Source organism: Burkholderia gladioli (assembly GCF_000959725.1).
GTDB lineage: Bacteria > Pseudomonadota > Gammaproteobacteria > Burkholderiales > Burkholderiaceae > Burkholderia > Burkholderia gladioli.
This window is the reverse complement of sequence record NZ_CP009322.1, coordinates 3,242,852-3,255,745: the sequence shown is the minus strand read 5'-3', so window position 1 is coordinate 3,255,745 and position 12,894 is coordinate 3,242,852. Positions and strand designations below refer to the sequence as shown.

8 protein-coding genes and 3 pseudogenes are annotated in these 12,894 nt (G+C 66.2%); 6 read left to right on the top strand and 5 right to left on the bottom strand.

The genetic code is table 11. The annotated features are described in order from the left end of the window. The first annotated feature begins 2 nt into the window (after nt 1-2). Nucleotides 3-1,379 carry a replication initiation protein gene (locus BM43_RS14070; protein WP_036055180.1) on the top strand — a complete coding sequence of 459 codons (1,377 nt, stop codon included), beginning with the start codon at nt 3-5 and terminating at the stop codon, nt 1,377-1,379. A 299-nt stretch (nt 1,380-1,678) separates the two neighbouring features. Here BM43_RS14070 and BM43_RS14065 read toward each other — a convergent pair whose 3' ends face one another. Further along, on the bottom strand, nt 1,679-2,728 hold the full coding sequence (locus BM43_RS14065; RefSeq protein WP_013688817.1) for a ParB/RepB/Spo0J family partition protein: 1,050 nt from the start codon (nt 2,726-2,728) through the stop codon (nt 1,679-1,681). 24 nt (nt 2,729-2,752) lie between these two features. Next, nucleotides 2,753-3,415 (bottom strand): ParA family partition ATPase, encoded by a 663-nt coding sequence (gene parA / locus BM43_RS14060; RefSeq protein ID WP_013688816.1) that lies wholly within the window; start codon nt 3,413-3,415, stop codon nt 2,753-2,755. A gap of 476 nt (nt 3,416-3,891) precedes the next feature. On the opposite strand from parA, the pseudogene arsC reads away from it, so the two are divergent. Continuing rightward, a pseudogene (gene arsC, locus BM43_RS14055) lies at nt 3,892-4,249 on the top strand (arsenate reductase (glutaredoxin)). A 317-nt stretch (nt 4,250-4,566) separates the two neighbouring features. Continuing rightward, nucleotides 4,567-5,127: an NADPH-dependent FMN reductase gene (locus BM43_RS14050; RefSeq protein WP_025100229.1), complete on the top strand. Its 561-nt coding sequence runs from the start codon at nt 4,567-4,569 to the stop codon at nt 5,125-5,127. Between the two features lie 209 nt (nt 5,128-5,336). Here BM43_RS14050 and BM43_RS42705 read toward each other — a convergent pair. The 3 genes and pseudogenes from BM43_RS42705 to BM43_RS14040 all read right to left on the bottom strand — a co-directional run. Continuing rightward, a pseudogene (locus tag BM43_RS42705) lies at nt 5,337-6,803 on the bottom strand (ATP-binding protein); the annotation flags it as partial. 65 nt (nt 6,804-6,868) lie between these two features. Further along, nucleotides 6,869-7,634, bottom strand: a pseudogene (locus BM43_RS42700) (PDC sensor domain-containing protein); the annotation flags it as partial. 85 nt (nt 7,635-7,719) lie between these two features. Further along, entirely contained in the window at nt 7,720-8,616 is an 897-nt protein-coding gene (locus BM43_RS14040; RefSeq protein ID WP_088555578.1) for an alpha/beta fold hydrolase, read from the bottom strand. A gap of 344 nt (nt 8,617-8,960) precedes the next feature. Between BM43_RS14040 and BM43_RS14035 the strand changes: the two genes are divergently transcribed. From BM43_RS14035 to shc, 3 genes are all read left to right on the top strand, one after another. Next, nucleotides 8,961-9,293 (top strand): hypothetical protein, encoded by a 333-nt coding sequence (locus BM43_RS14035; RefSeq protein WP_013691729.1) that lies wholly within the window; start codon nt 8,961-8,963, stop codon nt 9,291-9,293. 200 nt (nt 9,294-9,493) lie between these two features. Continuing rightward, entirely contained in the window at nt 9,494-10,342 is an 849-nt protein-coding gene (gene hpnD, locus BM43_RS14030; RefSeq protein ID WP_036028459.1) for a presqualene diphosphate synthase HpnD, read from the top strand. A 330-nt stretch (nt 10,343-10,672) separates the two neighbouring features. Next, nucleotides 10,673-12,892, top strand: a complete 2,220-nt coding sequence (gene shc, locus BM43_RS14025) for a squalene--hopene cyclase (protein WP_036055182.1) — start codon at nt 10,673-10,675, stop codon at nt 12,890-12,892. Nucleotides 12,893-12,894 lie beyond the last annotated feature (2 nt).

Genomic DNA, 12,894 nt, shown 5'->3' with positions numbered 1-12,894 from the left:
GCATGGTTACGAAGCGCGCCAAGAAAACCGATGTGGATGTGGTGAATGCCAGCTCCGCCGAACTACGCAAGGCGGTCGAGGCGATCGCCATCCAGCCGAAGAGCGGCAAGATCACGCTGCTGACGCGCAAGCTCTTCAACGTGTTGCTGGCCGTCGCGCAGCAGGCCGACGATTCCGGCGATACCTACCGGGCGCTGCTGTCCGACATCGTCGCGAACTCGGCTTTCGATTCGAACGACACGGCGCTCGTGAAGGAGCACCTGCGACGCATGGTGTCTGTCCAGGTCGAATGGAGCACCGGCACCTCGAGCCAGAAGCCCGGCCGCAAGTGGGGGATCTCGACGCTGATCGCCGATGCGGAAATTCTCGAGGATCCGACCACCCGCCGCGTCTGGGTCGAATTCTCGTTCGCGCCGAAGATCAAGAAGAAGCTGCTCGACCCCGTCCAGTACGCGCGCCTGAGCCTGCAGTTCCAGAGCCAGTTGCGCAGCAGCGCCGGCCTGGCCTTGTACGAGATCTGCGTGCGCTACCTGACCAACCCGAGCCACCTGACGATGCGCGAGCCCTGGGAATGGTGGCGGCCGATCCTGTCGGGCACCCCCGACACTGAAGCCGGCGACGAGGCCAAGCGCGAATACAAATACTTCAAGCGCGATTACCTGCGCCCGGCAATCGCCGAGGTGAATGCGGTCACGAATATCTTCGTCGAGCTGATCGAGCATCGCGAAGGCCGTCGCGTGGCCGAGATCCAGTTTCGCGTTTCCGAGCGCAAGCAGCCGATGCTGGCGCTCGACGAACATCCGAACGTATTCGACAGCACGCTGGTCGACCGCATGGTCAAGCTCGGCATTCCCTTGAAGGAAGCGCAGACGCTTTATGCGGACAGCGAGGAAAACCGGATTCGCGCGGCACTCCAGATGACCGAGCAGCGTATGCGCAGCACCACCCTGCCGCCGGTACGCAGTGCCGGGGCGCTGTTCAAGGATGCGCTGAAGAAGGGTTATGCCCCGCCGGTCGACCCGGATGCGCTGCCGGGTACAACGGCCGCGGGCAAGCTGGCGTCGGTGGCATCCGCGGCGGGTTCGCTCGACGATCCGAAGGCGCGGCTGCGCGGCGAATACGACGCCTACCGCCGCAAGGAAGCAAAATCGCTCTACGAGGAACAGGGCCAGGCCGAGCGGGATTTGGCACGGCAATCGTTCGAGACCGATGTGCTGCCGGCTCTTGGTTCGCATCTGCGCGATGACTGGCGCCGGCGCGGACTCGATTCGAAGCTGGTCGAGACGGCATTCTTCGATTGGCTCGCGCTGAAGACCTGGGGCGAGCCGACCGACGGTGATCTGCTGGCGTTCACGCTGAATCAGTCGCGAGCAGCTTGAGATACTGAAAATCCAGATCGATCGCGACGCGCTCGAGAATCGGGAAAGGCCGAGTCCTGTTTGAACGGGGCTCGGCCTTTTTGCTTTTCGGGTGCTTGGCTTGAGCGTGCACCGTATCGTTGGCGATATTCCGGCGGCAAGCTCCCCGCGTGCTTCTTTTTCCTGGTCGTGAATCACGCCGGCTTCGACAAAGGCTCCATCAATAAAAACACCCCGGAAGCGGGACTTCCGGGGTGTCTTGTCATGCATTCCGAATCCAGCGAGAGGCGTGGTTCTCTCGCCAAGCCTGGCTGGAACGCTCAGCTGAGCAGCATCTTTTCGAGTTGTTGCAAGATCTCGTCGCGCTTTTCTCGCGACAGGCCGCGCAGGCGGAGCTCAAGGCGGTCGTCACCATAGGACTTCAGGTCACCGACCGTCGAACCATTCATCTTGATCTCATGGCGCTGGGCATAACGCTGCCGCCCTGCCGGCTTGGCGTTTTCTTGCGCGCTCGCCCTGCCCTTCACGATGTCGGCTACCTGTCGTGTGCTGAGGTCGTCGGACAGGATCTTGTTGATCAGGCGCAGCGTGGCGTCGGTACCGCGAGCCGAGTGATAACGGCCGACCTGGTAGGCCATGTTCGAGCCGAAGCGATCGGTACGCGTGACCATTTCCTGCATCACGGCCTCGGGCAGCTTGCCGATCGACAAGGCCACGGCGATCGTCGATTCGTCGATGCCCAGATGCTCGGCCAGCTCCTTCTGGCTCTGGAAGAACTTGTCCTCCAGAAAGCGGCGCCAGACCACCGCGTTGTCGAACACGGTTTGCGAATCGCGCTGGACGTTCAGGTCGTAACCGAGCTTGTAGCTCTCGATGCCGATCGGAATGTCGATCACGATGGCCTTCACCGAATCCTTGTTCGCCTCCTTCAGCGCGCGTACGCGCCGGCCGCCGTCGCTGACGAAGAAGGTGCCGGGGTGCTCGTAGTCGGGGATCACGTGGATCGCCTGCTGCTGCCCTTGTTTCGCGAGATTGACGGCGAGTTCGGCGATCGACGACTTCAGATAGAAGTGCCGCGGATTGAATGGGCTCGCCTTGATCGTCTTCAGCGGCAGTTCGATGATCTGGCCGGGCTGGTAGCGATGCTCGACGCGCCACGCGTGATATTGCGGCGATTCATTGGTCGGCTCCGCCGGCGGCGTCTCGACGATCGTGACCGGGATGTCTTTCTTTGACGATTTCGTTGGTGCCGGCGTTTCCGACTTCACGATCCCATCGATCGCATTGAGCCGATCGAGCGCCGTTCGCTTTTCGCTGGTGGTGGTATCGGGGCGCGCCTGGAAGCCTTTGGCAAATTGGGAGGGTTTCATTCAAGGTCCTTTATGCGCATAAAGTCAGGGCAGCATGCCGGCGATTTCGTCGGCGCATGCACGGATTTCCGCGGCGGCGAGGCGCGCGCCACGATCGTTCATCTGCAGGACAGTTTGCCCCAGCGCCATCGCCTGCTTATAGGCCTCGCGCGTCGGGATCTGCGTCTTCAGCAGAGGGAAGCCCAATTCTTCGATGGCACGCTTCAGCTCCCGCGTCAGCATGCGTTTCTCTTCAGTCTTGTTCAGCAGGAACACCGCGCGCAGGTCTTCGTTCATGACCTGGGCTTGCTGGATCAGTTTCACGAGGCCGACGCTCGACCAGTAATCGGCCGGTGACGACGAGGTGGGAATGACGGCGACGGTGGCAGCCAGCAGCACGACGCCGGAAACCTTCTCCGTGATCGACGGCGGGCAGTCGACCACGATGACGTCGTAGTCGTTGATGAACTTCTTGATCTCGCGATGGATCTGTCCGCCGGCTTCGGCGAGATTGACGACAGGAAACGGGATGCCGTTGTCGCTGTCACCTGACGCGCTTGACCAATGGATGAGCGTGTTTTGGCCATCTGCGTCGACGACGAGGACGCGCTTCCCTTTTTCATGGAATGCCGCGCCGAGGTGCATGGAGATGGTGCTCTTACCGACACCGCCCTTCTGTTGAGTGACCGCAATGATTTCGGCTGCCAATTTGCACTCCTGTTTGGATCGACGAAATTTTACCTGATGAATTTCGTATTTCAATGATTTAGTCGATAACAGATAAAAGATTGGCCATTCGGCCGAGGCGTTTATGCGCATAAAGCTGCCGCGCCAGGGTAAGAGCACGCGTGGGGGCGTGACTTGGAGATTCGAATCAGTGGGCCCAAAGGGGCGATTCGGACTTCCGACGAGGTGGTGGCTCACCCGGTTTATGCGCATAAAGCTGCAGCGCACGGGCTACGGAGTAGACGGAGTTGGTCCTCTCCACAGGGCGGGGTGATTTCTGGAAGACCCCTGATCAAGCAGGCCCCGCCAATGGATTTATGCGCATAAACCCACAACCGTTTGCGCTCCCCTTCTCGAATAAACCGCCCACGGGCCGAGGTTCAGTCTGGTTCGAGAGCGCCCTTCCCGTCGCTACAATAGACGCCCTATCCCGCCCTCTTACCTCGACGCCCATCCCAATGATCACGATCTACCACAACCCCCGTTGCTCCAAGTCCCGCGAAACCCTGGCCCTGCTCGACTCGCTGAACAAACGCGGCGAACCCATTCCAGGTGGTCGAGTATTTGAAAACTCCGTTGACCGTCGCGCAATTGAAGACGTTGCATCGCCAACTCGGCCGTCCCCTGCGCGACATGGTTCGAGACAACGAGACCGAATTCAAGGACCTGGGCCTGAGCGACCCAGCCACCGATGAAACCGCGATTTACGCCGCCATTGCCGAGCACCCGATCCTGCTGCAACGCCCGATCGTGGTGGTGAATGATAAAGCCGCGATTGGTCGCCCTCCGGAATCCATCGCTGCCTTGTTTGAATAATTCTTATAAATATTATTTAATCTATTCGATCGCTCGAAACTCGACACACCTCGTCTTCCGCAACTGTCACGTTTTGCGTTCAAACTAGTGCGCTATGCTGTCCCGCACGCGTGTCGAGCCGGTTTCCTGGCCCCGCCACTTATCCCCCGGCACGCGTAGCCTGAAAGTTATCCACAATTTCTGTGGAAAACCTTGTGGAAAGCCTGCCCGGATTGCCCGCGCCGCCGGACTTGCGCTGGCCTGCCCGCAAATGGCCCGTTGCCATTCGTTGGCGAAGGAATCCGGGCGCATTCTCAATCGAGCGGAAGGAGAACGTGATGACATACCGAATTGCCGTGGTCGTCGGCAGCCTGCGACGCGAGTCGTTCAACCGGGCTCTCGCCAAGGCCGTGATCTCGCTTGCCCCCGATGATTTCGACTTCGAGTTCGCCGATATCGGCAAGCTCGCGCTCTACAGCCAGGATTACGATCCGGCCTTTCCCGCCGAGGCGACCGCCTTCAAGAAACAGATCGAGGAAGCCGATGGCCTGCTGTTCGTGACGCCCGAGTACAACCGCTCGATCCCGGGCGTGTTGAAGAACGCGCTCGACTGGGGTTCACGGCCGTGGGGACACAATTCCTGGAGCGGCAAGCCCGGCGCCGTGCTCGGTACCTCGCCGGGCGCCATCGGCACCGCGCTCGCGCAGCAGCATCTGCGCAACGTGCTGTCTTATCTCGATGTCGCGACGCTCGCGCAGCCCGAGATGTTCATCAAGCACGACACCAGCCGCATCGACGATGAGGGCAAGATCGTCAGCGACGACACGCGCAAGTTCCTGCAGTCCTTCGTCGATCGCTACGCGGATTGGGTGCGTCGCCACGCGACGAAGACGGCCTGAGCGGTCGCTCGGGATATGAGTCGAATGTGAGCTGAACAGGCGCGGCGCGCGGCCGGTGGAGCGGGGCGCGGAATTTCGCCGGCGCACGTCGAGCACTCGGCTCGTTGCCCTGCCCCGCTCCATTTCGCGTTCCTCACCCTGCCGCGCCTCGGGCCACCAGCCCGGCCGGCAGGGCAGTCCACCTCCCTCACCCTGCCCGCTTCCACGCCTCAGGCGCGAATCCGCCCGCTCTTGCGCGCATCGCGCGCCTGCCGGATCGCATGCAGCATGTCGTCGAGCAGCCCGATGTCGAAGGGCTTGGAGAGCACGCGCGCATTCACGCGCCGCGTGCGGTCGAGTTCCTCCGCGTAGCCGGTGACGAGGATCACGGGCAGCGTGCCCGGGCGTCGCTCGATCTCCTCGGCCAGGTCGATGCCGTTGAGCGTGCCCGGCATGTGGATATCGGAGATCACCAGGTCGAAGGGCCGCGACTCGTCCTCGGGATCGAGCGGCGCGTCGATCAGCGCGAGCGCGTCGTCGGCGTTGGCCGCGTAGGTGACGCGATGGCCGAGCAACGACAGCAGCGCCTCGGTACCGGCGGCCACCTCGCCGTTGTCCTCGACCAGCAGGATGCGCAGGCCTTCCCGCGGCGGATCGGTTTCCAGCGAGGACGCTTCGCGCGACGCAGGCGCGGCGGGCGGCGCCTCGTCGGTGATGCGCGCGCGCGGCAGGTAGAGGCGCACCGTGGTGCCCTCCCCCAGCGCGCTGTCGATCGTGGCGATGCCGCCCGAACGCTCGCAGAACGCGAACACCTGCGGCAGGCCGAGGCCGGTGCCCATGCCCTTCGGCTTGGTGGTGAAGAGCGGCTCGAAGGCGTGCGCGAGCACTTCGGGCGCCATCCCGCTGCCGGTATCGGCCAGCGAGAGCTGCACGAAGTCGCCCGTCAGCGGGAAGCCGTCCTCGTGGCGGAAGGTGATGTTCTGCGCGGCGATCGTGAAGCGCCCGCCGGTCGGCATCGCGTCGCGCGCGTTCACCGACAGGTTGATCACCGCCAGCTCGAGCTCGGCGATATCGACGCGGATCGGCCAGATGCCGGGCGGCATGTCGAACACCAGCGCCGATTTCGATCCCAGCGACGTCTTCAGCAGTTCGCGGCACGAGGAGCCGAGCCATTGCGGCACGTCGATCGTCTCGCTGCGCAGCGGCTGCTTGCGCGCCACCCCGAGCAACTGGCGCGTCAGCGACTGGCCGTTCTTCAGCGCGCGCTCGATGGCCGTCAGCTCGACGTCCAGATGCGCGGCGCCGCGTCGGCGCACGATCTGGATATTGCTCGAGATGATCATCAGCAGGTTGTTGAAATCGTGCGCGACGCTGCCGACCAGGTTGCCGAGCGCCTCCATCTTGCGCGACTGCCGATAGGCCGACTCGATCGAGCGGCGCATCGAGGCCTCGGCCTGCCAGCGGTCCCAGGCCTGCTCCTCGACGCGCAGCCGCTTCAGCGACAGCCAGATCACGCACCACAGCGCCAGCGAGGGCGCGAACATCGAGATGAACAGCACGCTCAGGTGCTCGTACCAGGCGCGCCAGATCGCCGGCGCGCGGTAGGCGCAGATCACGTAGACGGGATAGGAGCCGACCTGGCGGTAGGCGACGATCTCGCTCGCGCCGTCGTGCTCGACGCGGATGATGCCGGCGCGCGGACTCGAGGCGCTCGCGTTGACGAAGGGTGCCTCGTGCTCGTCGAGCTTTTCGTCGCCGGTCTCGGGCGGCGGCGGATACGAGGCGAGCACCGCGCCGTCGCTGCGCGTGAGCGCCATCGACATCGGCGAGCTCTCGCCGCCGAGCAGGTCCCGATAGAAGGCGTTGAAGTACGAGGATTTCAGCGCGATCGAGACCATCCCCGCGAAGCTGCCGTCGCTGTGCTGGCGCGCCACGCCGGTGTTGAACACCAGGCTCGGCGTGGTGGAGCGCATCGGCCCGCGCATCGGCCGCGAAATGTGCTCGATCACCTTGTTGTCGCGAATGCCGATGAAGTCGTCGCGGTTCGCGATCGAGGCGTGCGGGGCCGGGTAGTACAGGGAATTGGCGAGCAGCATGCCGCTCGCGCCGAAGATCGAGACCGCCGCTACCTGCGGATAGCCGCCGCCGATGGTGTTGAGCGCGTCGTGGATGTCGGCTTCGGACTTGCGCACGGATTCGTCGTCGAGATCCTGGACCAGGTCGACGATGCGCGCGTCGAGCGTCTCGGTCAGGTCGAACACCTTCAGCGCATGCTCCTCGGCCACGCGCACGGTGCGCATGGTGACGTCGCGCGCGGTCGCCTCGCGCGTGCGCAGGTCGTTGTAGGCCATCACGGCGACGTAGACGCAGGGCAGCACGATCGCGGCCAGCAGCAGCACGATCAGCGTGACGCGGCGCACCGCGAAATCGTGCTCGGGCGCGCCCGTCGTAAACGGCGCGTCGTCGTCCTCCCAGTCGGTGGCGGCGGGCGCGGCGGGGCGTGAGGCGTCGTGCCGGAGGGGCTTCATGGTGGGAGCTGCAGCGTGCGGCGGCCTGTCATCGAATGATCGTCATCATAAACGACTCGCGGACACGGGCCGCTCGATCGCTGCCTCAGATCGCCGTGTTGCGCGCGATGCCCGTCAGCAACTCGGCGAGCGTGTCGGGCTGGGACAGGAACGGCGAATGGCTGCTGTCGAGTGCGTGGACGCGCGTCGGCCGCTCGGGCAGGAAGGCGTCGGCCTCGGCGATGAAGCGCCGCTGCAGCGCCGGCAGGATCACGCGATCCTCGGCGCAGGTCACGTAGTGGCGCGCGATCGAGCCCCAGCGCTCGGCCGTGGTCGCGATCGGCGTGGCGAATGGCGCGGTCGGCACGTCCGAGGACATCAGCCGTGTCACGGCGCGGAACGTCGCCTCGTCAACATCCTCGAACAGCGCCTGCTTCAGCGTGGCGAGATAGGCCGCGTCGCGGCTGGCCGGGTTGATGCGCAGCGCGCCGATCGCGCGAGGGCTGGCGCAGATCAGCGAGGCCAGCATTTCGCCATGGTTCTCGGGGGCACGCACGTAGTCGAGACCAGGCACGCCCGAGGCGGGCATGAACGCGGCCAGGTAGACCAGCGCCGCGATCCGCTCCGGCGCCCGCTCGGCCGCGGCCGTGATCGCCACGCCGCCCATGCTGTGGCCGACCAGCACTACGCGCGGGTGGCCGAGCGCGCAAGCGGCATCGATCGCGCGCAGCACCTGCCCGGTGTAATCGTCGAGCGTGGTGGCGGCGACCGGCGATGGCTCCTGGGCCAGCGCCTGCGCATCGCCCTGCCAGAACGCGGCCGGGTAGCGCGCGTTGATGCCATGCGCGGGCAGGTCGTGCGCGACGCTCGCATGGCCGCGCGCCGCGAGCGCCGCGCCCAGGCGCTCGTAGGCCCAGGCGCCATGCCAGGCGCCGTGGACCAGCACGAAGGGCAGCGGCGCGGCGGCGTTGCGCGAATGGGTGTCGATGTCGGGATGGTTCACGGCTGTCTCCTGATCCGGTTTCTGTTGTTTTGCCGGGACGGCCTGCCCGGATGCGCGGCGATGATCGCTGCGGCACGATGGTGCCAGAGAGCGGGCTGCTTTGTCGCGGCAGGCTCGCCTGGCGATGTGAGCGCCCGCTGACCCGCTCCGCGCCGATTTCAGACCAATCCGATATGCGACGCGGCGATCGGCCCTCCAACGCCGCGAAACGGGATGCTTCGCATGACAAACGGCTTTCATCGTGCGCAATCTGTTACGGCGGCGCCACAGCCGGAACCGTTCCCTATTCCATTCGACCGGGTTCTCGGGCTAATTTCCAGGATGCTCCTTCATGACCGCGCCTCATGAATACCGACTACCTGTTCTATCGCCGCCCCGCGACGCCCGGCCCCTACTCGCTCGACGACCTCGGTGACGTCGCGCCGTCGATCGCGCCGGGCGACACGATCCGCGACGCGATCGGCCGCGTGATCGACGGTTTGGCCTGGCGCGAATCCGAATTGGTGCCGGGTGCCTGGTTCGGTGAAGGCGGCGCGCTGTTCCAGTTCACCGTGGAGAGCGACGGCCAGGTCACCAGCTTCATGGGCTCGCGGCTGGACCGCCGCCAGGTGCTGCAACTGGCCCGCGCGATGGGGCTGATCGCCCTCGATCTGCAACGCGACGTGGTGTTCGCCTAGGCTGTCGCGCCTGCGGGGCCCGCGAGCGGCAGCGGGTGTCAAACATTGCTATACTTGCCGCCATTTCCGGCCAAGCATCGGCCAATCAAGCCTGTCTGCGCGTATCGTTCGCGTATCGTTCGCGCATCTCGCAAGCCTCTCCATCCCCGCCGGGCATGGCTGTTTTCATCGCCCGCGAGGGTGTCTTAGCGGAGCTCGTCTTGGCCGTTTCCAATCTAGTCGTGGACGACACCCAAACCGACGTCGCTGCCGTCTCATCGGGCAGTTCCTTCTATCGCGCGATGCGGATCCTGCCGGCGGCGCAGCGCGACGCGATGTTCCAGGTCTATGCGTTCTGCCGCGCCGTCGACGATATCGCCGATGACGGCGGCTCGCGCGAGGAACGCGCGGCCGGGCTCGACCGCTGGCGCGTCGACATCGACGCCTGCTACGCCGGCAAGCCGCGCGCCTCGCTGGTGCCGCTCACCGAGGAAATCCGCAAGTTCGGGCTCAAGCGCGAGGATTTCCACGACATGATCGACGGCATGGCGATGGACGCCGCCGAGGACATCTGCGCGCCCGACGACGCCACGCTCGATCTCTATTGCGATCGCGTGGCGAGCTCGGCGGGCCGCTTGTCGGTGCGGATCTTCGGCATGCAGGAAGCGCCCGGCATCGAGCTGGCGCATCACCTCGGCCGCGCGCTGCAGCTGACCAACATCCTGCGCGACATCGACGAGGACGCCGACATCAACCGCTGCTATCTGTCGCGCGAGTTGCTCGAACGCGAGGGCATTCCCGTGACCGATCCGCTCACGATCGCCGCGCATCCGGCGCTGCCGGGCGTCTGCGCGACGCTGGCGGAGCGCGCGCTGGCGCATTTCGCGCGCGCCGACGCGATCATGGACGGCGCGCCGCGCGCGCAGGTCAAGGCGCCGCGCATCATGTCCGGCGCCTATCGCTGCATACTCGAGGCCGCGATGGCACGTGGCTTCGCCGCGCCGCGCGCGCCGCTGCGCAAGCCGCGCCTGCGGATGATGCTGATCGCCTTGCGCTACGCGTTCTTCTGATCTGATGTCGATGCATGCCCGGGCGATCGGCGGATCGCCCGTCACGCCGCATGGCTGCTCGCCGTGCGCGTGCGCGGAGCACTGTGAGGTAAGTGCCCGCTATCACCGGATGTTGCGCCGTGCCGATGCCGCCGGCCGCGCATCCGACGTTCCGACCGGCGGGCTGGCTGCCTTGGCGCGCGCCCTGCCGGAACCTGAAACGTTCGGCCTCGCCTTCGCGCCGGCCGGATTCGCTGTTCGCGGGCGCGCCGGCCGCCGCCCTGCCCGCGTCGATCGACGGGGCGTGCCTTCGGGTAACAACGCACGCGCCGCATGACAAGAGAGGGACCGATGAACGATCTCACCGACTCGACCACACCCGACGGCGCGACACCGAACGCCGCGCCGTCGCCTGCCGCCGGGGCGGCGAACCTGCCTGCCACGTCGGCCGTCACGGCTGCGCAGGACGCGACGCCGATCGTTGCCGATCATGCACCTGCGGCACCTGCGGCACCTGCGGCACCTGCGGCAACGGCAGCAACGGCAGCAACGCCTACGCCGGTCGCCGCCGAGGCAACCACGCAAGCCGCCGCAGCGACTGCCGCCGCGCCCGTCGCCGCCAAGCTTCCCTCCCCCGCCGAACTCGACGCCGCCGTCACGCGCGCGACCGACGCGCTGCTGGCCGCGCAGCAGGCCGATGGCCACTGGGTCTACGAGCTCGAGGCCGATGCGACGATCCCGGCCGAATACGTGTTGCTGGTCCACTACCTCGGCGAGACGCCGAACGCCGAACTCGAGCGCCGGATCGGCCGCTACCTGCGGCGCATCCAGCTGCCCGGCGGCGGCTGGCCGCTGTTCACGGACGGCGCGCCCGACGTCAGCGCGAGCGTGAAGGCCTACTTCGCGCTGAAGATGATCGGCGACGACGTCGAGGCCGAGCACATGGTGCGCGCGCGCCAGGCGATCCACGCGATGGGCGGCGCCGAGATGTCGAACGTCTTCACGCGGATCCAGCTCGCGTTGTTCGGCGTGGTGCCCTGGTTCGCGGTGCCGATGATGCCGGTCGAAATCATGCTGCTGCCGCAGTGGTTCCCGTTCCACCTGTCGAAGGTCTCGTACTGGGCGCGCACGGTGATCGTGCCGCTGCTGGTGCTGAACGCGAAACGCCCGCTGGCGAAGAACCCGCTGGGCGTGCGCGTCGACGAGCTGTTCGTCAATCCGCCCGTCAACACCGGGCTGCTGCCCAAGCAGGGCCACCAGAGCACCGGCTGGTTCCTGCTGTTCCGCGGCGTCGACGGCCTGCTGCGCCTGACCGACGGGCTGTTTCCGCGCTACTCGCGCGAACGCGCGATTCGCCAGGCCGTGCAGTTCGTCGACGAGCGCCTGAACGGCGAGGATGGCCTCGGCGCGATCTACCCGGCGATGGCGAACTCTGTGATGATGTACGCCGCGCTCGGTTATCCCGAGGACCACCCGAATCGCGCGATCGCGCGCCGCTCGCTCGACAAGCTGCTGGTGATCAAGGACGACGAGAGCGACGAGGCCTATTGCCAGCCCTGCCTGTCGCCGGTCTGGGACACCACGCTGGCCGCGCACGCCCTGCTCGAGACCGGCGAGCCGCGTGCCGAGGCAGCCGCGCTGCGCGGCCTCGAATGGCTGCGCCCGTTGCAGATCCTCGACGTGCGCGGCGACTGGATCTCGCGCCGCCCGCACGTGCGCCCCGGCGGCTGGGCCTTCCAGTACGCGAACCCGCATTACCCCGACGTCGACGACACCGCCGTGGTGGTGCTGGCGATGGACCGCGCGGCGCGCCTCACGCAATCGGACGTCGACCGCGACGCGATCGCGCGGGCCCGCGAATGGGTGGTCGGCATGCAGAGCAGCGATGGCGGCTGGGGTGCGTTCGAGCCCGAGAACACCCATCACTACCTGAACAACATTCCCTTCTCCGATCACGGCGCCCTGCTCGACCCGCCCACCGCCGACGTCTCGGGGCGCTGCCTGTCGATGCTCGCGCAACTCGGCGAGACCAACGTCAACAGCCAGCCCGCGCAGCGCGCGCTCGACTACCTGCTCGCCGAGCAGGAAGCCGACGGCAGCTGGTATGGCCGCTGGGGCATGAACTACATCTACGGCACCTGGAGCGCGCTCGGCGCGCTGAACGCGGCGGGCCTCGGCCATGACGATCCGCGCGTGAAGCGCGCCGCGCAGTGGCTGCTGTCGATCCAGAATCCCGACGGCGGCTGGGGCGAGGACGGCACCAGCTACAAGCTCGACTATCGCGGCTACGAGCCGGCCACCAGCACCGCCTCGCAGACCGCCTGGGCCCTGCTCGGCCTGATGGCGGCCGGCGAGGTCGATCACGCGGCGGTCGCGCGCGGCATCGACTGGCTGATCGCCGAACAGAAGACGCACGGGCTGTGGGACGAGACGCGCTTCACCGCGACCGGCTTCCCGCGCGTGTTCTACCTGCGCTACCACGGCTATCGCAAGTTCTTCCCGCTGTGGGCGCTGGCGCGCTATCGCGGCCTCAAGCGCGCCGGCACCACGCGCGTGACGGTCGGGATGTGAGG